We start from the raw sequence: 21,419 nt of genomic DNA on the forward strand, positions 1-21,419 counted from the left end.
TCTTCACCTTATTCAAACCTGCGCGATCCACTTGCGATGGGTATGGATCGACATCAAAACCCCAAACGCTGACAGTAGCGTCACCAGCGAAGTTCCTCCGTAGCTAATGAACGGCAACGGCACCCCCACCACCGGCAACAGGCCACTGACCATACCGATGTTGACGAAAACGTAAACAAAAAACGTCATGGTCAGGCTGCCCGCAAGCAATTTGCCAAACAGTGTCTGGGCCTGGGCGGTAATCACCAGCCCGCGACCGATCAACAGCAGGTAAATCAGCAACAGCGCGCAGATACCGACCAGGCCGAACTCTTCGCCCAGGACCGCAATAATGAAGTCGGTGTGGCTTTCTGGCAGGAAGTCCAGGTGCGACTGGGTACCGAGTAACCAGCCCTTGCCGAACACGCCACCGGAACCGATGGCCGCTTTCGACTGAATGATGTTCCAGCCCGTGCCCAGCGGATCGCTCTCGGGGTCGAGGAAGGTCAGGATTCGCTGCTTTTGATAGTCGTGCATGATGAAGAACCACATCGCCACGGCCACCGGCACGGCGGCGGCGATCACGCTGAGGATCCAGCGCCAGCGCAGGCCACCCATGAACAGCACGAATGCGCCACCGGCGAGGATCAGCAACGAAGTGCCGAGGTCGGGCTGACGCACGATCAGAATGAACGGGACACCGATCAGCACCAGACTGATCCCCACGTGCTTGAGCTGGGGTGGCAAGGAGCGCTTGGCCAAATACCAGGCGATGGTCGCCGGCATCAGGATCTTCATGAATTCCGAGGGCTGGAAGCGGATCACCCCGGGGATATTGATCCAGCGGGTGGCCCCCATGGCGTTATGGCCCATGACGTCCACCACCACCAGCAAGATCACGCCGACCACATAGCCGAGCGGCACCCAGCGGGCCATGAAGCGCGGTTCGAACTGGGCGATGACGATCATCGATATCAGGCCGATGCCGAAGGAAGTGGCTTGCTTGGCCAGCAGATCCCAGCTCTTGCCGCTGGCCGAATACAGCACGAACAGGCTGCCGGCGGCGAGGGTCAGCAGCAGGATCAGCAGCGGGCCGTCGATGTGCAGGCGTTGCAACAGCGTCGCACGGCGACGCATCACATCCTCGCTGGAGAGCATGCGATCGAAATTATTCTTCACGGGCCGTAGCCTCCGCACTGATAGGGCTGGCGTATTCGGCTTTCAGTCGTCCGTCCTGGTCGAGGAGCCAGGCGTCCATCACTTGACGCACCACCGGCGCGGCGACGCCGGAGCCCGACTCGCCGTTCTCGACCATCACCGACACCACGATTTGCGGGTTGTCGGCCGGCGCGAAGCCGACGAACAAGGCGTGGTCGCGGTGGCGCTCCTGCACCTTGGAGCGGTCGTACTTCTCGCCCTGCTTGATCGCAACCACCTGGGCCGTACCACTTTTGCCGGCGATCCGGTATTGCGCGCCAATCGATGCCTTGCGCGCCGTACCCCGGGCACCGTGCATTACCTGCTGCATGCCGTGATTGACCTTGGTCCAGTCCGACGGGTCGCGCAGGATAATGTCCGGCATCGGATGTTCATCCTTCGGCTTCTCGCCCTCGATGGTCTTGGCCAGGTGCGGACGATTCCAGACACCCTTGTTGGCCACCAGTGCCGTGGCCTGCGCCAGTTGCAACGGAGTGGACTGCATGTAGCCCTGACCGATCCCCAGAATCAGCGTCTCGCCCGGGAACCAGGCCTGACGACGGGTCACGCGCTTCCATTCCCGTGTCGGCATCAGCCCCGGCGACTCTTCGAACATATCCAGGGAGACCTTCTGGCCAATGCCGAATTTGCTCAGGTAGGACGACAACCGATCAATCCCCAGCTTGTGCGCCAGGTCATAGAAGTAGGTGTCGTTGGAACGCATGATCGCCGTGTCGAGATCGACGAAGCCGTCACCGGTACGGTTCCAGTTGCGGTACTTGTGATCGTAGTTGGGCAGCATGTAGTAGCCCGGGTCGAACACCCGGGTCGACGCCGTGACCACGCCCGCATCCAGGCCGGCAATCGCCACCGCTGGCTTGATGGTCGAACCGGGCGGGTACAGACCGCGCAGCACGCGGTTGAACAGTGGCCGGTCGATGGAGTCACGCAGCTCGGAGTAGGCCTTGAAACTGATGCCGGTGACGAACAGGTTCGGATCGAAACTCGGCTGGCTGACCATCGCCAGCACCTCACCGGTTTTCGGGTCCAGCGCTACCACCGCGCCACGGCGACCGCCAAGCGCGGCTTCGGCAGCTTCCTGCAATTTGATGTCCAGGCTCAGGACGATGTCCTTGCCGGAAATCGGCTCGGTACGTTTGAGTACCCGCAGTACACGGCCACGGGCGTTGGTCTCGACTTCTTCGTAACCGACCTGACCGTGCAATTCGGGCTCGTAGAAGCGCTCGATGCCGGTTTTGCCAATTTGATGGGTGCCGCTGTAACTCACCGGGTCCAGAGACTTGAGCTCTTTCTCGTTGATCCGCCCCATATATCCCACCGAGTGCGCAAAGTGCGCGCCCTGCGGATAGTGACGAACCAGCTGCGCGACCACTTCCACACCGGGTAGACGGAACTGGTTCACCGCGATGCGGGCGATCTGCTCTTCGGTCAACTCGAACAGGATCGGCACCGGCTCGAACGGCCGACGCCCCTGACGCATACGCTTCTCGAAGATCACCCGGTCCTCGGGCGTCAGCTCCAGCACTTCGACGATCACGTCGAGCACTTGCTGCCAGTCGCCGGAGCGTTCACGGGTCATGCTCAGGCTGAAGCTGGGCCGGTTGTCGGCCACCACCACGCCATTGCGGTCGTAGATCAGCCCGCGAGTCGGCGGAATCGGCTGCACATGGACGCGGTTGTTTTCCGACAGGGTCGAGTGGTACTCGTACTGGATCACCTGAAGGAAATACAGCCGCGCGATCAGCACGCCGATCAGCGTCACCACCGTAATAGCCCCGAACACGACGCGGCCACGCACCAGACGGGCGTCTTTTTCGTGGTCCTTGATGCGGATCGGCTGGGACATGAGGGCAGAACTACTTGTGGTAAGGGTGGCCGGACAGCACTGTCCAGGCACGATACAGCTGTTCACCGATCAGAATCCGCACCAACGGGTGCGGCAACGTCAACGGCGACAACGACCAGCGTTGATCCGCCCGGGCACAGACTTCCGGCGCCAGCCCCTCGGGGCCGCCGACCATGAAATTCACCGTGCGCGAGTCCAGCCGCCAGCGATCGAGTTCGACCGCCAGTTGCTCGGTGCTCCAGGGCTTGCCGTGGACTTCGAGGGTGACAACGCGCTCGTTCGGCCCGACCTTGGCCAGCATGGCTTCGCCTTCCTGACGGATAAAGCGCGCCACGTCGGCGTTCTTGCCGCGGGTGTTGAGCGGAATTTCCACCAGTTCCAGCGCCAGCTCGGAAGGAAGACGCTTGGCATATTCATGCCAGCCTTCTTCCACCCACTTGGGCATGCGTGAACCGACGGCGATCAGTCGCAGTCGCACAGCGTTCCCTTATTGCTGGTCTTTGTTGAGCTTGGTGAAATGCTCATGGGTGTTCTCAGGGCTGTGGTGTGCAGCGCTGGCAGAACGGCTTTGCTCGGCACCGGCCCACAGGCGTTCCAGGTCATAGAACTGGCGCGCCGAGGCAGTCATCATGTGCACGATGACGTCGTCCATATCCAGCAGCACCCAGTCGCTGTCGCCCTTGCCTTCTTCACCCAGCGGCTTGACGCCTTGGGCTTTGACGGCTTCGCGGACCTTGTCCAGCATCGCGCCGATCTGGCGGTTGGACGTACCGGTGGCGATGATCATGTAGTCAGTGATGCTCTGCTTTTCACGAACGTCGATCACCTGGATGTCCTGGGCCTTGACGTCTTCCAGGGCCGCTACGGCAACCTTGACCAGCTCTTCGCCGGCCAGTGGCGCGCCAGTTGGTGCTTCTACTGGCAGCGGTGCGCTCTTGAATGTGCCCTTGCGCTTTACTTTGTTTACGTCTTTGTCAGTCATATAAAACTCGTTTTGCTCGTATGTTCGGGCGCTTCGATACACGCATTCACGTGCCTTGAAGCGCGCCCTTTTTCAGTTCGACGCACGGTAAAGTCCGTGCGCATCGATGTAGGCCAGGACCGCGTCGGGCACCAGGAAACGTACCGACTTACCGCTGGCCAGCAGTTGACGGATCTGGGTGGCGGATACCGCGAGCGGTGTCTGCCAGACGAATGCAATCTGTCCGCTCGGCCCTTTGAGGGCCAGCGGGTCGCTCACCGAACGTGCTGCCAGCAGGTTGCGCAAGGCATCCGGCGGTTCGCTGTCGGCATCCGGGCGTTGCAGCACCAGGATGTGGCAATGCTGGAGCAACTCTTCCCAGCGGTGCCAAGTGGGCAGGCCGCAAAATGCGTCCCAGCCCAAAAGTAGAAAAACCTGGTCTGACGCGGCAAGTTCGGCGCGCATCAGTTCCAGGGTGTCGATGGTGTAGGACGGCTTGTCCCGCTGCAATTCGCGGGCATCCACCACCAACGGTGCCACACCGGCCACCGCGCACTTGACCATCGCCAGACGGTCCTTCGCCGATACCTGCGGCTTGTCCCGATGGGGCGGCCTGGCACTGGGTGTCAGACGCAACTCATCGAGAGCCAGCGATTCGGCGACTTCCAGTGCACCGCGCAAATGGCCGATGTGCACCGGGTCGAAGGTCCCGCCCAGTACGCCAATGCGTCGAGGCCGGGGCTCGCTGGCGGTCACTGGGACTGACGGGTCGAGGTCGCCCAAGTCAGAGCGACTCCTGGCCGCGCAGCTGACCGTCACCGACCACGATGTACTTCTCGCAGGTCAGACCTTCGAGGCCCACCGGGCCGCGGGCGTGCAGCTTATCAGTAGAAATGCCAATCTCGGCACCCAATCCGTATTCGAAGCCATCGGCGAAGCAGGTCGGGGTGTTGATCATCACCGAGGACGAATCGACTTCAGCCACGAAACGCCGGGTGTCAGACAGGTTTTCGCTGACGATCGAGTCGGTGTGATGGGAGCCGTACTGGTTGATGTGCTCGATGGCCTGGTCCAGCCCGTCGACCACGCGGATCGAGAGGATCGGCGCCAGGTATTCGGTAGTCCAGTCGTCTTCAGTGGCCGCGACGGCCTCGATGATCGCCCGGGTGCGCTCACAACCGCGCAGTTCGACGCCTTTTTCGCGGAACTGGGCAGCCATCGCTGGCAGAAACTCTTTGGCGACGGCTTGATCGACCAACAGGGTTTCCATCGCGCCGCAGATGCCGTAACGGTAAGTCTTGGCGTTGAATGCGATGCGCTGGGCTTTCGGCAGATCGGCGTGGGCACTGACGTAGACGTGACAGATGCCGTCCAGGTGCTTGATGACGGGCACGCGGGCATCGCGGCTGACCCGTTCGATCAGGCCACGGCCGCCGCGGGGCACGATGACGTCGACGTATTCGGGCATGGTGATCAGCGCGCCGACGGCGGCACGGTCGGTGGTTTCGACCACTTGCACCACCGCGGCCGGCAGATCGGCCTCGGCCAGGCCGCGCTGGATGCAGGCGGCAATGGCGCGGTTGGAGTGAATCGCTTCGGAGCCGCCACGCAGGATGGTCGCGTTGCCGGACTTCAGGCACAGGCTGGCAGCATCGATGGTCACGTTAGGCCGGGATTCGTAGATGATCCCGATCACGCCCAACGGCACGCGCATCTTGCCGACCTGAATGCCCGACGGCCGGTAACTCATGTCGCGGATCGCGCCGACCGGGTCCGGCAAGGCCGCGACCTGACGCAAACCGACGATCATGCCGTCGATGCGCGCCGGGGTCAGCGCCAGGCGTTCCAGCAGGGCCGGCTCAAGACCATTGGTGCGGCCAGCGGCCAAATCCAGTTCATTGGCTGCGGTCAGCTCGGCGCGCGCAGCATCCAGCGCATTGGCGGCCGCCTGCAACGCGCGGTTTTTCTGCGCGGTGCTGGCACGGCCGATCACGCGGGAAGCTTCGCGGGCGGCGCGACCCAAACGGGTCATGTAGTCAAGAACGGACTCAGTCATGGTCTGCTGTGGTCTTGGTAAAGAGGAAAGCGGCAGATTATAGCTGTCGCGTCTCGGGACTAACAGCGGTGACGGGCGGATGGTCGAAATGGAAGGCAATTTGCCGACGTTCAGCCGTGACCAGGGGGCGCTCTCAATGAGTTTCCCCGCCGCGTTGTCGCCTTAAAGCGGGCCAGGCAAGGCGCAGGCCGCTGGGAATGGTTGTTCCCTTTCCAAGGCCTGCAACGCAGCCTGGCCCGCTTTAAGGCACAACCCGAAGGGCCGGGCCTGCTGTTGTGCAGGGCTGCGTTGCTCGAAGCTTATTTGGAATGACCAAACCACGCTTCTCGCGCCTTGCCCTGCACAACAGCAGACCCGGCGCGGCGGGGAAACTCATTGAGAGCGCCCCCTTAGCATATTGTTATCATCACGACTCAATCAGCCCTGATAAACGCTGTTCATCATGACTAACCTGACTGTTCGTGCGTCCGAAACGCGCCCGCCCAAGGCTCTGCCGGATACATTTTTCGACCGCGACGCCCAAACGCTGGCCCGGGATCTGCTGGGCAAAATCATCCGCCACCGGGTCGACGACCTGTGGCTCAGCGCCCGGATTATCGAGACCGAAGCCTATTACTGCGAAGAAAAGGGTAGCCACGCCTCCCTGGGCTACACAGAAAAGCGTAAGGCTTTGTTTCTGGATGGCGGCCACATCTATATGTATTACGCCCGCGGCGGCGATTCCCTGAACTTCAGTGCCCAAGGTCCGGGCAATGCGGTGCTGATCAAATCCGCCTATCCATGGGTCGATGAACTGAGCGGGCCAGCCAGCCTGGCGCAGATGCTGCTGAACAATCCCGACGCCCAGGGCCGCCCTCGCCCCTCGCAAAAGCTGTGCGCCGGGCAGACGTTGCTGTGCAAGGCGCTGGGGCTGAAGGTGCCGGTCTGGGACGCCAAGCGTTTTGACCATGAAGTGCTGCTGGTGGAAGACATCGGGCCTGCGCCCGGCCATATCATCCAGACCACACGCCTGGGCATCCCCCAGGGGCGCGACGAACATTTAATGTACCGTTTCGTCGATGCGGCTTACGCGCCGTACTGCACTCGCAATCCGATGCGTCGGGGTCAGGTCGAAGGGCGTGATTATTTTTTGCTGACTTGAAACGTGCCCGGGCAAACGGGAATCCCAGTGGGAGCGGTCGTTCAGCATTTGGGAGATTCATCCCTTTGGGGCCAAGTGAACATTCGATGGAGTTGTTTTTATGGGCCCATGGCTCGATAGCGTGATCGGTTGGCTGACGGTCAATCCGCAGTGGCTGGCCATGGCAGTGTTCGTAGTGGCGTGTGTGGAGTGCCTGGCGATTGCCGGGCTGATCGTACCCGGTACGGTGTTGTTGTTTGCCGCGGCAGTACTGGCCGGCAGTGGCGCACTGTCGCTGGGTGAAACATTGCTGCTGGGTTTCCTCGGCGGCGTGCTGGGCGACATCGTTTCGTATTTCCTGGGACGACATTTCCACCAGAACATCCGGCGCCTGCCGGGGTTGCGCCATCATCCGGAATGGATCGCCGGGGCCGAAGCGTATTTTCAGCGTTATGGCATCGCCAGCCTGTTAGTCGGACGCTTTATCGGCCCGTTGCGGCCAATGCTGCCGATGGTCGCAGGTATGTTCGATATGCCCTTCCCCCGCTTCGCCGCCGTCAGCCTGTTGGCCGCCGCGGGCTGGAGCGTTGCCTATCTGCTGCCCGGCTGGGCCACCGGCGCGGCGATTCGCTTGCCATTGCCCGAAGGGTTCTGGCCCGAGGCCGGGATCGTTGCCGGCAGCATCGCCGTCATGGTGGGCTTGAGCATTACCAGCAGCATGCGCCGCCATCGCAAGGCGACGATGCTGATCACCGGCATGAGTTTTCTAATTCTGGCGGGACTGTTCATCGGCTATCCGCACCTGACCGCCCTCGACCAAGGGTTGATGACCCTGGTGCAGGAACACCGCAGCCCGATGCTCGATGAAGTAGCCGTGGTGTTCACGCTGATTGGCGAGTTCCGCAACATGTTTATGATCAGCGCCCTGTTGACGGCCCTGCTGTTGCTGACGCGACAATGGCGGCACGCGATCTTCGCCGGCAGCACGTTGCTTTTCACCGCGCTGGGCAACACGGCAACCAAGCACTTTTTCGCCCGCATTCGCCCGGAAGTGCTGAGCGATCCACTGACCAGCTACAGCATGCCCAGCGGCCACGCCTCGGGCTCGTTCGCGCTGTTTCTGACGCTAGCGGTGCTGGCTGGCCGCGGACAACCGCCGCGAATGCGCCTGACCTGGTTGTTGCTGGGTTGTTTGCCGGCGCTGGCGATTGCCCTGTCGCGGGTTTACCTGGGGGCGCACTGGCCTACCGATGTACTGGCCGGTGCGATGCTGGCGGCATGCGTGTGTGCGGCGAACCTGTGGCTGACGCAACGCCAGGTGCCGCTCAACGCCATGCCACCCAAGGTCTGGTGGCTGGTGTTGCCGTCGTTGCTGGCGTTGTTCGGCTTCTTTGTGTTGCGGCATTTGCCGCAAGCTTTGTTGCGGTATGCATATTGAGGATTGAAAGATCGCACCTGTAGCGGCTGCGATCTTTCAGTGGACATCAGGCAAACAACTCACCCTGCAGTTCATCCAGCAACGCCTGAATCGCATCCAGCCGTTGCTGCGGATCATCGAGTTGCAGCAAGTCGATCTTGTCCACCTCGGAAAACGGCAACAGATACGCCAACTGATTGGCCAGCGACTGTTGCCCCGTCGCTTCGGTGCCCATGCTCAGTGCTTCGACCATCGGGTGTTCCGCCAAGGCCTTGAGCAGCGCGACCAGGTCGGCATCTTCATCCTGTAGCGGTTGCTCAGGTTCATCTTTGAGCCACTCGACTTCGGCGACGATCAACTGGTCGCGCTGCACCTCGGTGCGCACCACGTGAAAACGCCGCCCGCCCTTTACCCGAATGCCCAGCAGGCCGTTGTCCTGCTGATGGAAATCGGTGATCAGCGCCTCGCACCCCACCCGCGCGTAGCCTTCAGGAGCGATGCCGACTTCTTCGCCCTCGAGAATGCACACCACGCCGAAGCCGCTGCCCTGTTTCATGCAACGGCCGATCATGTCCAGGTAGCGTGCTTCGAAAATCTGCAAGTCGAGGATGCAGTCCGGAAACAGCACCGTGTTCAGCGGAAAAAGCGGCAGACTCATAGACATTTCCTTACACCACCATCGACACCGCCAACGGCAGGAATACCGCCGTGGCCACGCCCATCAGACTCATCGCCAGCGCCGCGAAGGCGCCGCACTCCTCACTTTCCTGCATGGCCACCGCCGTGCCGACCGCATGGGCGGTCATGCCCAGAGCCATACCGCGGGCCTCCGGGCTGTGGACACCGAGACGAGTCAAAAGACTCGGCCCGAAGATCGCTCCGATCACCCCGGTAATCAACACGAACACCGCCGCCAGCGCCGCGACGCCACCAATCTGCTCCGCCACCAGCATGGCAATCGGCGAGGTCACCGACTTGGGGGCCATGGTCATCAGGATCATGTGTTCGGCGCCGAACCACCAACCCAGCAGCACTCCCATGCCCGTGGCGACTACGCCACCTATCACCAGCGTAGTAAATATCGGCCAGAACAACTGTCGAATCCGCCGCAGGTTGAGGTACAGCGGCACCGCCAGCGCAACGGTGGCCGGCCCGAGCAAGATACTGAGGATCTCGGTGCTCTTGCGGTACTCAACGTAACTCAGGCCGCAACTGACCAGCACGCCGATGACCAGCAGCATGGAGACCAGCACCGGTTGCAGAAAAATCCAGCGGGTTTTCTCGAACGCCGCCAGCACCAATTGATACGCGCCCAGCGTAATGCCGATGCCGAACAGCGGATGATGAATCACCGACGCCCAGGCGCCGTGCCAATCGAACATCATTGGCTGTCCTCGGAATGGGAGTGACGCTTGACCAGGCGCTGCATCAGCACCCCGGCGAAGGCCATCGACAGCACCAACGACAACACCAGCGCACCGGTGATCGCCCAGAAATCCGCGGCAATGTCAGTGGCGTAGACCATCACGCCCACGGCCGGCGGCACCAGCAGCAACGGCAAATAACGCAACAGGCTGCTGGCCGCAAGGTTCAGCGGTTCGCCGACTTGACCGCGGCTGATCAGATACCCCAGCAGCAACAGCAGGCCAATGATCGGCCCCGGCAGCACCGGCAAAAACAGATGATTGAGGGCTGTGCCGAGCAATTGAAACAGCACCAGCCAGGTCAGGCCACGTAACAACATCCATCCTCTCCCGCGCTCTCCCCCACCAAGAAGGGGCCCGACATTATAAGCACGCTATGAGTCGGCATTCGCCAAAAGCATGGTCAGTTGACCGGAGCAATTTGTCATGTTGATCTAAAGTGGTTCGCAGGGAGGTCAAGTCCCCCACTCGAAAAACTATAAATCCGATGAACCCAAGGAGAGTCTCAATGCCCTATGTTCCAGTTGCAGAGCTCAAAGATTATGTCGGCAAGGAACTCGGACGTTCCCAATGGCTCACCATCGACCAGGAACGCATCAACCTGTTCGCAGAAGCCACAGGCGATTATCAGTTCATCCATGTCGACCCGGTCAAAGCCGCGCAAACGCCTTTTGGCAGCACCATCGCCCATGGTTTCCTGTCCTTGTCGCTGATCCCCAAACTGATGGAAGACATCCTCATCCTGCCCGAAGGCGCGAAGATGGTGGTCAACTATGGCCTGGACAGCGTGCGTTTCATCCAGCCTGTGAAGGTTAATTCCAGGGTTCGACTCAAGGTCGACATGAACGACGTCACCGAGAAGAAACCCGGCCAATGGCTGCTCAAGGCCACCGCTACGCTTGAAATCGAAGGATCGGACAAACCGGCCTATATCGCCGAGCCATTGTCCCTCTGCTTCGTCTGACACATGCCTGATTGCGAAGCAGCTCATGCTGTTTCGCGCTGTGTCTGTGCCGTGTCTCTATAAATGCGACACATAGCTGCGGCATACTCCGTCGCCTAATTGCCCGGATCCCGCTATGCGCTCACTTGCACTCCTTGCCCTGACCCTGATGCTCACCGCTTGCGGCGATGGCGAATCGCTGTTGCCCCCCGACGCCCGCCTGCCGGATGGCGGACGCTATCGTGGTGATCTGGTCAACGGCCTGCTGCAAGGCGAGGGTCGCATCGATTACCCGAACGGCAGCTGGTATGCCGGTCACTTCGACAAAGGCCAATGGCATGGCCAGGGCGAATGGCACGGCAGCAACGGCGAGGTCTATCGCGGGCAGTTCCAGCAGGGGCTGTTCGACGGCCAGGGCACGCTGACCACCACCGGCAGCAGCTACACCGGCGGTTTCAAGGCCGGTCGACGGGACGGTGAAGGCACCCTCAAAGAAAACGCCATGACCTATCGCGGCGAATTCAAGGCCGACCAATATTCAGGGCTCGGTCGTCTGGAACTCGAAGACGGCAGCCAGTACCAGGGTCAGTTCGCCCACGGCAAACCCAACGGCGAAGGCCAGCGCAGCGATGCCAGCGGCAATCAGTTCACCGGGCACTTCGTCGATGGCCAACTGGAAGGCAACGGTACTTTCAACAGCGCCGATGGCGATATCTACGTCGGAGGGTTCAAGAACAATCAATTGCATGGCAAGGGCCGCTACGAAAACGCCGATGGCGATGTCTGGATCGGTCAGTTCAAGGAAGGCGTGCTGAACGGCAAGGGCGAGTTGATCGGCGCCGATGGCAGTCATTACATCGGTCAGTTCAGCGACTGGCGTTTTACCGGTCAGGGCCGCTTGAACCTGGCCGATGGCAGTTTCTATATCGGCCAGTTCGACGGCGACAACTATCAGGGCAAAGGCACGTTGGTGCTGACCGATGGCACAGTGCTGAGCGGCACCTGGATCAACAGCCAGCGCGTGCGCGACGCCGACGGCAAGCTGCTGCCCGACACCCTGGAACTCGGCTTGCTGGCCCAGGGCCGCTTGCTCGACGAAGCACTGGCCAACGTGCCGGCCTCGACTCCGGCGGTCGAACTGTACACCTTGACCCTGGGCGGTGACGGCAAGCAGAGCGTGTTCCTGCGCGAATCCGACTACGTCGCCAACATGCTCGCCAGCCGTTTCGGCGCTTTCGGCCAGATTCGCCTGGTCAATCATCGCGACCACCTCGGCGACCGGCCGATGGCCACCCGGGAAAACCTGCGCCGCGCCGCCCAGACCCTGGCCGAACGCAGTGGCCCGGAGGACTTGCTGTTCATTTACCTGACCAGCCATGGCTCCAGTGAACACGAGCTGGTACTCGACCAGCCACGCATGGAGCTGGCCGACCTGCCGGCCGACGAACTCGCCGCCGTCCTCGCGCCCCTGAAGAAGCGCGACAAGATTATCGTGATTTCGTCCTGTTATTCCGGCGGCTTCATCCCTGCCCTCAAGGATGAACACACCCTGATCATGACCGCCTCGCGCGCCGACCGGGTGTCCTTCGGGTGCTCGGAAGAAGCCAACTTCACCTATTTCGGCGACGCACTGTTCGCCCAGGCGCTGAACCAGACCGACGATCTGGAGCAAGCCTTCAAACGGGCCAGCGCCACCGTGGCCGAGCGTGAGCTGGCCGACAGCTTCGAAGCTTCCGAACCACAGATCTGGGCGCCGAAAGCCGTGCTTGCCCATTGGCAATTGTTACGCAAGCAGCAGGCACGAAAGGCATTGCAAAGTGTCTCTATCAGCAAGGATGAAAAGAGCAACTAAGCTGAACAGTATCAAGGGGGAATAACTATGTACTTGACGCCTCAGCATGTATTGCTTGCCGGAGCTACCGGGTTAACCGGTGAACATTTGCTTGACCGTCTGCTCAACGAGCCAACGATCGCACGCGTATTGGCCCCCTCACGCCGGCCACTGGCCGAACATCCTCACCTGGAAAACCCGGTCGGTGACCCGACTGTGTTTCTGCCGCAATTGAACGGTCGCGTCGACGTCGCCTACTGCTGCCTCGGCACCACGATCAAGCAAGCCGGCTCCGAGGAAGCGTTTCGCGCGGTGGACCTGGACATGGTCGTGGCCTTCGCCAAACGTGCCCGGGAAATGGGCGCACGGCACCTGATCGTGATCAGTGCCTTGGGGGCCGACCGCAGATCGCCGATTTTCTATAACCGGGTTAAAGGTGAGATGGAACACGCATTGCGCGCGCAGAATTGGCCGCAGCTGACCATCTGCCGGCCTTCGCTGTTGCTGGGCGATCGCGCCGAGCCGCGACTGGCCGAACGGGTTGCCGGTCCGTTGTCGAAATTGATTCCGGGCAAATACCACGGCATCGAAGCCTGCCAACTGGCCCGCGCCATGTGGCGCCTGGCGCTGGAAGAGCAGGATGGCGTACGGATTGTCGAGTCGGATGAATTGCGCAAGTTAGGCAAGTAATCCAGCAGCGCCCGCGAATAGAGCGCGAAGCGCTCTTCTATAATCCGCCGGTCGCCTGAAACCCAACACCTAAAACCGTCAACAACGACAACGGCAACAGCAGTGTGTCGAGCAAAGCACTGGCCGGCAGATCAACACCGGGATAACTCGGCGCTTCTGCGCCAAATCTGTCCATGGCGCAGCACCCGCCGTTCATTGCATACAAATCCAGACGCGTCCCCGAATACACCACCGGTGCCCCGGGTTTGGCGGCATCGAGGGTGCGCGCCGTGGCGCAGCCCGCCAGTTGCACCGCCAGCAGAATGATCAGCAGCCTATTCATCACTGCTCAAATGGTGCTCGCCCCAACGCGGTAGCATGTCTTGCGGAATGTTCAGCAGATTGAGAATTCGCGCCACGACGAAGTCGATCAAGTCATCAATGGTTTGCGGCTGATGATAGAAGCCTGGCGATGCCGGCAGAATCGTCACACCCATGTTCGACAGCTTGAGCATATTTTCCAGATGAATGCTCGAATACGGCGCCTCGCGCGGTACCAGAATCAGCTGGCGGCGCTCCTTCAACGTCACGTCGGCCGCCCGCTCGATCAAGTTGTTGCAGGCCCCGGTCGCGATCGCCGACAAGGTCCCGGTGGAACACGGTACCACCACCATCGCCGCTGGCGAGCCGGAGCCCGAAGCCACCGGCGACATCCAGTCTTCCTTGCCGTACACCCGAATCTGCCCGGTGGCGGCGCCGGTGTATTCAGTGAGGAAGGCTTGCATCATCTGCGGCTTGGACGGCAGCGAGACATCGGTCTCGGTGGCCATCACCAGTTGCGCGGCCTTGGAAATCAGGAAGTGCACCTCGCGGTCTTCACGCACCAGGCAATCAAGCAGGCGCAAGCCGTACTGGGCGCCCGAAGCGCCGGTCATCGCCAGCGTGATGCGTTCCGGACCGTTGTTCATTGCAGCGCCTCGGCCAGTTTGCCGTGCAGGCCGCCGAAGCCGCCGTTGCTCATGATTACCACGTGAGTGCCGGGCTGGGCCTGGCTCTTCACGCGCTCGATGATGCCTTCCAGCGAATCGCTGACAATCGACGGCACGGTGCACAATGCCGCCGTGGCACCCAGGTCCCAACCGAGGTTGGCCGGCGAATACCAGATCACCTGATCGGCATCGACCACGCTTTCCGGCAAGCCATCGCGGTGAGCACCGAGCTTCATGGAGTTGGAGCGCGGCTCGATGATCGCGATCAGCGGCGCATCGCCGATGCGCTTGCGCAAACCGTCGAGGGTGGTGGCGATGGCGGTCGGGTGGTGGGCGAAGTCGTCGTAAATGGTGATGCCACGGACTTCCGCAACTTTTTCCATCCGGCGCTTCACGCTTCTGAACGCGCTCAGTGCCGCGATGCCCATCGACGGCACGACGCCGACGTGACGCGCGGCGGCCAAGGTGGCCAAGGCGTTGGCGACGTTGTGCTGACCGGTCATGTCCCACTCGACCACGCCTTGAGCCACGCCTTCGAACATCACTTCGAACTTCGAGCCATCTTCACTGAGCAGTTTGACCTGCCATTGACCGCCGGCGCCGGTGGTTTGCACCGGAGTCCAGCAGCCCATCTCGATCACGCGCTGCAAGGCCGGCTCGGTGGTCGGATGGATCACCAGGCCTTCGCTCGGAATGGTCCGCACCAAATGGTGGAACTGTCGCTCGATGGCCGCCAGATCAGGGAAGATGTCCGCGTGATCGAACTCCAGATTGTTCAGGATCGCCGTGCGCGGGCGGTAGTGAACGAACTTGGAGCGCTTGTCGAAGAATGCGCTGTCGTATTCGTCGGCTTCAATCACGAAGAACGGCGTATCGCCCAGACGCGCCGACACCGAGAAATTCTGCGGCACTCCGCCGATCAGGAAACCCGGGCTCATGCCGGCGTGTTCCAGGACCCAGGCGAGCATGCTGCTGGTAGTGGTTTTGCCATGCGTGCCGGCAACCGCCAGCACCCAGCGGCCTTGCAGCACGTGATCGGCCAGCCATTGCGGGCCGGAGACGTACGGCAGGCCTTTGTTCAACACGTACTCGACCGCCGGGTTGCCGCGGGACATGGCATTGCCGATCACCACCAGGTCCGGGGCCGGATCGAGCTGCGCCGGGTCGTAACCTTGCGTCAACTCAATGCCCTGGGCTTGCAGCTGAGTGCTCATCGGCGGATAGACGTTGGCATCGGAGCCGGTCACATGATGGCCTAGCTCTTTGGCCAGAACCGCCATCGAACCCATGAAAGTGCCGCAAATACCAAGAATATGAATGTGCATAGTCGACCTCGTAAAACATGGCCGCAGGTTAGCGTAGGGAGGGGAAAATCGCACTCTTTAGCTGAACGTGACACAACCGCTTGGCTGATCGAGCGCATTTTTTTGTGGCGAGGGAGCAAGCCCCCTCGCCACAAAAACGGCTATCGTGCGATGCCGTGTTTGCGCAGCTTCCGGTAGAGGGTATTGCGGCTCACACCCAACTGTTCGGCGGTGTGGGTCATGTGCCAGCGCTGCTGTTCCAGTGCGTTGAGCAACGCCAACCGCTCGGCATCGTCCAGCGGATACTCGGACGGCGCTTCAATCGTCGCCACCGTCACCGGCCGGACCTGACGAATCATCGCCGGCAAATCTTCCAGCCCGATCCGACCGCCGTCACACAACGCCGCCAGGGTCCGCAGCACATTGCGCAACTGCCGCACGTTCCCCGGCCAGGCAAAATCCAGCAAGGCCTGCCGCGCCGCTGCATCAATCAATACCGTCTCCCCGCCCGCCTCTTCGGCCAACAGAAAGTCGAGCAACTGTGATTTATCCGTGCGCTCGCGCAACGCTGGCAATGCGACTTCCAGCCCATTGAGCCGGTAATACAAATCCTCGCGGAAACTGCCGTCCTGCACCCTTTCGAGCAGGTTACGGTGAGTGGCGCTGATGATCCGCACATTGACCGATTCCGGCTCGCCGCCAATCGGCACCACCTGACGGTCTTCCAGCACCCTTAATAGCCGGGTCTGCATGCTCAGCGGCATGTCACCGATTTCATCCAGGAATAAAGTTCCGCCATCGGCCTGCTGCAACTTGCCACGCATGCCCTCCTTGCGGGCACCGGTGAAGCTGCCGCCGCGATAGCCGAACAACTCGCTTTCGATCAGGCTTTCGGGGATCGCCGCGCAATTGAGGGCGACGAACGATTTTTCCGCCCGTTGACTGGCCTGATGCACGGCCTTGGCGAAAGCCTCCTTGCCTGAGCCGGTTTCGCCGTTGATCAGCAACGGCACGTCCCGTTCGAACACCCGCAAGGCCTTGCGGAAGTCTTCCTGCAACGCGGCATCGCCCAGGCAAATACCCGACAGCCGTGGACGCTCGGCCACTGCCGGGCTTTGCACCACCGGTGCAGGAATGCTGCGCGGCTGCCCACGTAATACAGCAAACAGCCGCCGCCCGTCGCGGGTGCGCAACGGCCAACTGGCGCTGGCATTGGCGCTCGCGCGGCCGAGCAACTCATTCAGCGAGCAGTCGAAAAACGCCTCCACCGGCTGGCCCAACAGGCCGCCACGAATATGCCCCAGCAAATTCAGCGCGCTCTGGTTGACCGCACAGATCCGCCCTTCCCCGTCGAACGCCAGCAGCCCTTCGCTGAACAGTCCGACGGATTCGGCCTGCAAGTGAAAACGCAGCAGCCATTGATTGTCGAAGTAACGCAGGAAATAACAGCTCTCGATCATCTTCGCCGACAGATTGACCAGGGCCATGGTGTGAAACTGGCTCTGCCGCGAAACCTCATGACGCGCCGAAGACACGTCAAGCACCGCCAACAGTTCACCATGAGGGTCGAACACCGGGCTTGCCGAGCAGGTCAGGCCGGTGTGGCGGCCACGAAAGTGTTCGTCCTGGTGAATGGTCAGGGACTGGCGCTCCACCAGGCAAGTGCCGATGCCGTTGGTACCTTCGCAGGCTTCGCTCCAGTCGGCGCCAAGCCAAAGGCCGGCGCGTTCGAAAATCTTCCGTTCGGCGGGCGCGGTGACGCAGTTGAGGATCACCCCGCGAGCGTCGGTCAGCAACACTGCGTGGCCGGCGCCGGAGAGTTGCTGGTGGAGGCTGGTCATTTCGTTGCCGGCGATCTGCAGCACTTGCTGCAAACGTTCGCGGCTTTCCAGGAGACGTCCATGTTCCAGCACCGTCGGCGCCATGGTCAGGGCCGGGTCGAGGTGATAGTCCTCAAGGCAACGCAGCCAGGAGCGGGCAATAGACGGATCGCTGCCGGGACCGTGCAGGTGGGACTTACCCTGGGTCACGGTCAACACTTGCTGGGCATGGCGACTCAAATGGTTGTCGTGCATTTCTTATTATTCTCCCAGAGGGCTGTGCTGAACCCTCTTTAAGGGGCTGGCACACACCTTGTGGCGAGGGAGCTTGCTCCCGCTCGAGTGCGAAGCGCTCGCCAAAAATCATGACCGGCAGACATTTCTGGACTGCTTCGCAGCCAAGCGGGAGCAAGCTCCCTCGCCACAGAGGATTACCTGTGGGCCATTTGAGGCCCAGCATCCTCCAGCCATCGACGCATTGCAATGCTGACAAGACCCATCGGTCACAGGCTGTGCCACAAGCGGTACAAAGTGTCACACGGGTTGTACCGCAAGCGTCACAAGCACCGCCCAGCCGTCCGACAAAAAATACACAAGCCCTTGATTTAACTGACTTGCGAGGCGGTGGCCCAACCTTTGCTCTACGCTTGTTACCGCGCTCTGGCGCGTCCTCCCTTATAAGCACAAAAGCCAAGGAGAAACCCATCATGCGTTACGCTCACCCCGGTACTGAAGGCGCTATCGTTTCGTTCAAGAGCAAATACGGTAACTACATCGGCGGCGAGTTCGTCGCGCCTGTCAAAGGTCAGTACTTCACCAATACTTCGCCGGTCAACGGCCAACCGATTGCCGAATTCCCGCGCTCCACTGCCGAAGACATCGAAAAAGCCCTGGACGCCGCCCATGCCGCCGCCGATGCCTGGGGCGCCACGTCCGCCCAGGCACGCTCGCTGGTGCTGCTGAAAATCGCCGATCGCATCGAACAGAACCTGGAACTGCTGGCGATCACCGAATCCTGGGACAACGGCAAGGCCGTGCGTGAAACCCTCAACGCCGACATCCCGCTGGCCGCCGACCATTTCCGCTATTTCGCCGGTTGCATCCGCGCCCAGGAAGGCAGCGCCGCCGAGATTGACGGCAATACTGTGGCCTATCACATCCATGAGCCGCTGGGCGTGGTCGGGCAGATCATCCCGTGGAACTTCCCGATTCTGATGGCCGCCTGGAAACTCGCTCCGGCCCTGGCCGCCGGTAACTGCATTGTCCTCAAACCTGCCGAGCAAACCCCGCTGGGCATTACTGTGCTGATGGAGCTGATCGGCGACCTGCTGCCACCTGGCGTGCTCAACGTGGTGCAAGGCTTCGGCAAAGAAGCCGGTGAAGCCCTGGCCACCAGCAAACGCATCGCCAAGATCGCCTTCACCGGTTCGACTCCAGTCGGCTCGCACATCATGAAATGCGCCGCCGAAAACATCATTCCATCCACCGTGGAGCTGGGAGGCAAGTCGCCGAATATCTTCTTCGAAGACGTCATGCAGGCCGAACCGTCCTTCATCGAGAAAGCCGCTGAAGGTCTGGTGCTGGCATTCTTCAACCAGGGCGAAGTTTGCACCTGCCCGTCCCGCGCCCTGGTACAGGAGTCGATCTACGACGAGTTCATGGAAGTTGTCATGAAAAAAGTCCTGCAGATCAAGCGTGGCGACCCGCTGGACACCGACACCATGGTCGGCGCCCAGGCGTCCGAGCAGCAATTCGACAAAATCCTTTCGTACCTGGACATCGCCAAGGGCGAAGGCGCCGAACTGCTGACCGGTGGCAAGGTGGAAAAACTCGAGGGCAGCCTGGCGACCGGGTATTACATCCAGCCGACCCTGCTCAAGGGCACCAACAAAATGCGCGTGTTCCAGGAAGAAATCTTCGGCCCGGTGGTGAGCATCACCACCTTCAAGGACGAAGCCGAGGCCCTGGCCATCGCCAACGACACCGAGTTCGGCCTGGGTGCCGGCCTCTGGACCCGCGACATCAACCGCGCCTACCGCGTGGGCCGCGCCATCAAGGCCGGTCGCGTGTGGACCAACTGCTACCACCTGTACCCGGCACACGCCGCGTTCGGTGGTTACAAAAAGTCCGGCGTCGGCCGTGAAACCCACAAAATGATGCTCGATCACTATCAGCAGACCAAAAACCTGCTGGTGAGCTACGACATCAACCCGTTGGGCTTCTTCTAAAAACCGGGGGCGATACAGGTATTTCTGTGTCGCCCTTCAGAAGGCCATCGCGGGCAAGCCCGCGATGGTGCCCTTAAACGCCTCCTTCATCGCTCTGCCGGTCTGGCATTGGCTTTGCATTCCCGCTCTACACACTGAATGCCATACCCGAAAGTCCAACAAATCAAACAATAAAAAAGACAGAGAGGACTTATGACTTCTACTACGCAGAGAGGACCTATGACTTCTACTACACAGCTCAAACCCACACTCGGCACCCTGCATCTATGGGGCATTGCCGTCGGCCTGGTGATTTCCGGCGAGTATTTCGGCTGGAGTTATGGCTGGGGCACCGCAGGTACCCTGGGTTTTCTCGTCACCGCATTGATGGTGGCGACGATGTACACCTGCTTCATTTTCAGTTTCACCGAATTGACCACCGCCATTCCCCACGCTGGCGGGCCGTTTGCCTACAGCCGCCGAGCCTTCGGCGAGCGAGGCGGACTGATCGCCGGCATCGCCACCCTGATCGAATTCGTCTTTGCGCCACCGGCAATTGCCATGGCCATCGGCGCCTACCTCAATGTGCAATACCCGGAACTGGACCCGAAGATCGCCGCTGTTGGCGCCTATTTCGTGTTCATGACCCTGAATATCCTCGGCGTGAGCATCGCGGCCACCTTCGAACTGGTGGTCACTGTGCTTGCCGTCGCCGAATTGCTGGTGTTCATGGGTGTGGTCGCACCGGGCTTCAGCTTCAGTAACTTCGTGCTCAACGGCTGGTCAGGCGCCAACGAATTCAGCATGGCCTCGATTCCCGGCATCTTTGCGGCCATCCCGTTCGCGATCTGGTTTTTCCTCGCCATTGAAGGCGCAGCCATGGCCGCCGAAGAGGCCAAGGACCCGAAACGCACGATTCCCAAGGCTTACGTCAGCGGCATTCTGACCCTGGTGTTCCTCGCCATCGGCGTGATGGTCATGGCCGGCGGTGTCGGCGACTGGCGCCAACTGTCGAACATCAACGACCCGCTGCCTCAGGCGATGAAAGCCGTGGTCGGCAACAACTCGAGCTGGATGCACATGTTGGTGTGGATCGGTCTGTTTGGCCTGGTGGCGAGCTTCCACGGGATCATTCTGGGTTATTCGCGGCAGTTCTTCGCCCTGGCTCGCGCCGGTTACCTGCCGGCTTCCCTGGCCAAACTGTCGCGCTTCCAGACCCCGCACCGGGCGATCCTGGCGGGCGGAGTGATCGGCATCGCGGCGATCTACAGCGACGGCCTGGTCAACCTGCAAGGCATGACGCTGACGGCTGCAATGATCACCATGTCGGTATTCGGCGCCATCGTGATGTACATCATCAGTATGCTGAGCCTGTTCAAACTGCGTAAAACCGAACCCAACCTGGAGCGCACCTTCCGCGCGCCGGGCTACCCGATCGTACCGGGGATCGCGCTGTTTCTGGCGGTGGTGTGCCTGGTGGCGATGGCCTGGTTCAACGCGCTGATCGGCTGTGTGTTCCTCGGTTTCATGGTGGCCGGTTACCTGTATTTCCAACTGACCGCCAAGCAACGCGCCGATGCGCCGGCAGATTCGATGCTCGAAGGCGTCTGAAATGCACCGGCGCCGGGCTGACTC

20 protein-coding genes are annotated in these 21,419 nt (G+C 61.1%); 7 read left to right on the forward strand and 13 right to left on the reverse strand.

The annotated features are described in order from the left end of the window. Window positions 1-12 precede the first annotated feature (12 nt). The 6 genes from rodA to LOY28_RS26100 all read right to left on the reverse strand — a co-directional run bounded on the left by rodA (window position 13) and on the right by LOY28_RS26100 (window position 6,060). Window positions 13-1,116 carry a rod shape-determining protein RodA gene (gene rodA, locus LOY28_RS26075; RefSeq protein WP_019650887.1) on the reverse strand — a complete coding sequence of 368 codons (1,104 nt, stop codon included), beginning with the start codon at window positions 1,114-1,116 and terminating at the stop codon, window positions 13-15. Window positions 1,117-1,147: 31 nt separating this feature from the next. Further along, window positions 1,148-3,043 (reverse strand): penicillin-binding protein 2, encoded by a 1,896-nt coding sequence (mrdA, locus tag LOY28_RS26080; protein WP_111454207.1) that lies wholly within the window; start codon window positions 3,041-3,043, stop codon window positions 1,148-1,150. 10 nt (window positions 3,044-3,053) lie between these two features. After that, window positions 3,054-3,521: a 23S rRNA (pseudouridine(1915)-N(3))-methyltransferase RlmH gene (rlmH, locus tag LOY28_RS26085; protein WP_007937439.1), complete on the reverse strand. Its 468-nt coding sequence runs from the start codon at window positions 3,519-3,521 to the stop codon at window positions 3,054-3,056. A 9-nt stretch (window positions 3,522-3,530) separates the two neighbouring features. Then, window positions 3,531-4,025: a ribosome silencing factor gene (gene rsfS, locus LOY28_RS26090; protein WP_019581345.1), complete on the reverse strand. Its 495-nt coding sequence runs from the start codon at window positions 4,023-4,025 to the stop codon at window positions 3,531-3,533. Between the two features lie 72 nt (window positions 4,026-4,097). After that, window positions 4,098-4,787 (reverse strand): nicotinate-nucleotide adenylyltransferase, encoded by a 690-nt coding sequence (gene nadD / locus LOY28_RS26095; RefSeq protein WP_111454205.1) that lies wholly within the window; start codon window positions 4,785-4,787, stop codon window positions 4,098-4,100. 1 nt (window position 4,788) lies between these two features. Continuing rightward, window positions 4,789-6,060 carry a glutamate-5-semialdehyde dehydrogenase gene (locus LOY28_RS26100; protein ID WP_258612716.1) on the reverse strand — a complete coding sequence of 424 codons (1,272 nt, stop codon included), beginning with the start codon at window positions 6,058-6,060 and terminating at the stop codon, window positions 4,789-4,791. 442 nt (window positions 6,061-6,502) lie between these two features. Between LOY28_RS26100 and LOY28_RS26105 the strand changes: the two genes are divergently transcribed. Further along, window positions 6,503-7,201 (forward strand): DNA-3-methyladenine glycosylase, encoded by a 699-nt coding sequence (locus tag LOY28_RS26105; protein WP_258612717.1) that lies wholly within the window; start codon window positions 6,503-6,505, stop codon window positions 7,199-7,201. A 100-nt stretch (window positions 7,202-7,301) separates the two neighbouring features. Then, on the forward strand, window positions 7,302-8,618 hold the full coding sequence (locus tag LOY28_RS26110) for a bifunctional DedA family/phosphatase PAP2 family protein (RefSeq protein WP_258612718.1): 1,317 nt from the start codon (window positions 7,302-7,304) through the stop codon (window positions 8,616-8,618). 46 nt (window positions 8,619-8,664) lie between these two features. Here LOY28_RS26110 and LOY28_RS26115 read toward each other — a convergent pair whose 3' ends face one another. Genes LOY28_RS26115 through LOY28_RS26125 form a run of 3 tightly spaced genes read right to left on the reverse strand, consistent with a single transcriptional unit; the run spans window position 8,665 to window position 10,341 of the window. Continuing rightward, a complete protein-coding gene (locus LOY28_RS26115; RefSeq protein ID WP_018925747.1) occupies window positions 8,665-9,255 on the reverse strand; it encodes an LON peptidase substrate-binding domain-containing protein in 591 nt (196 codons plus the stop codon). A gap of 10 nt (window positions 9,256-9,265) precedes the next feature. Then, window positions 9,266-9,982: an LrgB family protein gene (locus tag LOY28_RS26120; protein WP_018925746.1), complete on the reverse strand. Its 717-nt coding sequence runs from the start codon at window positions 9,980-9,982 to the stop codon at window positions 9,266-9,268. Further along, entirely contained in the window at window positions 9,979-10,341 is a 363-nt protein-coding gene (locus tag LOY28_RS26125) for a CidA/LrgA family protein (RefSeq protein WP_018925745.1), read from the reverse strand. The genes LOY28_RS26120 and LOY28_RS26125 overlap by 4 nt, the downstream gene beginning before the upstream one ends. Before the next feature lie 188 nt (window positions 10,342-10,529). On the opposite strand from LOY28_RS26125, the gene LOY28_RS26130 reads away from it, so the two are divergent. From LOY28_RS26130 to LOY28_RS26140, 3 genes are all read left to right on the forward strand, one after another. Next, complete coding sequence (locus LOY28_RS26130; protein ID WP_007937463.1) at window positions 10,530-10,985, forward strand: MaoC family dehydratase; 456 nt, start codon at window positions 10,530-10,532, stop codon at window positions 10,983-10,985. 115 nt (window positions 10,986-11,100) lie between these two features. Further along, a complete protein-coding gene (locus tag LOY28_RS26135; protein WP_018925743.1) occupies window positions 11,101-12,816 on the forward strand; it encodes a C13 family peptidase in 1,716 nt (571 codons plus the stop codon). A gap of 27 nt (window positions 12,817-12,843) precedes the next feature. Further along, the gene (locus tag LOY28_RS26140; RefSeq protein WP_019650883.1) at window positions 12,844-13,485 is read left to right on the forward strand and encodes an oxidoreductase; all 642 of its coding nucleotides are present in this window, start codon (window positions 12,844-12,846) and stop codon (window positions 13,483-13,485) included. A gap of 37 nt (window positions 13,486-13,522) precedes the next feature. On the opposite strand, the gene LOY28_RS26145 is transcribed toward LOY28_RS26140, so the two are convergent. The 4 genes from LOY28_RS26145 to LOY28_RS26160 form a co-directional block, all read right to left on the reverse strand. Next, a complete protein-coding gene (locus tag LOY28_RS26145) occupies window positions 13,523-13,807 on the reverse strand; it encodes a YceK/YidQ family lipoprotein (protein ID WP_018925741.1) in 285 nt (94 codons plus the stop codon). Continuing rightward, window positions 13,800-14,432: a flavin prenyltransferase UbiX gene (gene ubiX / locus LOY28_RS26150; RefSeq protein ID WP_018925740.1), complete on the reverse strand. Its 633-nt coding sequence runs from the start codon at window positions 14,430-14,432 to the stop codon at window positions 13,800-13,802. Before ubiX ends, LOY28_RS26145 begins: the two co-directional genes overlap by 8 nt. Continuing rightward, window positions 14,429-15,778: a UDP-N-acetylmuramate:L-alanyl-gamma-D-glutamyl-meso-diaminopimelate ligase gene (mpl, locus tag LOY28_RS26155; RefSeq protein ID WP_258612719.1), complete on the reverse strand. Its 1,350-nt coding sequence runs from the start codon at window positions 15,776-15,778 to the stop codon at window positions 14,429-14,431. Before mpl ends, ubiX begins: the two co-directional genes overlap by 4 nt. 140 nt (window positions 15,779-15,918) lie before the next feature. Beyond that, on the reverse strand, window positions 15,919-17,832 hold the full coding sequence (locus LOY28_RS26160; protein WP_018925738.1) for a sigma-54-dependent Fis family transcriptional regulator: 1,914 nt from the start codon (window positions 17,830-17,832) through the stop codon (window positions 15,919-15,921). Window positions 17,833-18,284: 452 nt separating this feature from the next. Here LOY28_RS26160 and LOY28_RS26165 point away from each other — a divergent pair, with 452 nt between their 5' ends. Then, window positions 18,285-19,805 (forward strand): aldehyde dehydrogenase family protein, encoded by a 1,521-nt coding sequence (locus tag LOY28_RS26165; protein WP_018925737.1) that lies wholly within the window; start codon window positions 18,285-18,287, stop codon window positions 19,803-19,805. 219 nt (window positions 19,806-20,024) lie between these two features. Continuing rightward, window positions 20,025-21,395 carry an ethanolamine permease gene (gene eat / locus LOY28_RS26170; RefSeq protein WP_258612720.1) on the forward strand — a complete coding sequence of 457 codons (1,371 nt, stop codon included), beginning with the start codon at window positions 20,025-20,027 and terminating at the stop codon, window positions 21,393-21,395. Window positions 21,396-21,419 lie beyond the last annotated feature (24 nt).

This window comes from Pseudomonas sp. B21-017, assembly GCF_024749245.1.
GTDB lineage: Bacteria > Pseudomonadota > Gammaproteobacteria > Pseudomonadales > Pseudomonadaceae > Aquipseudomonas.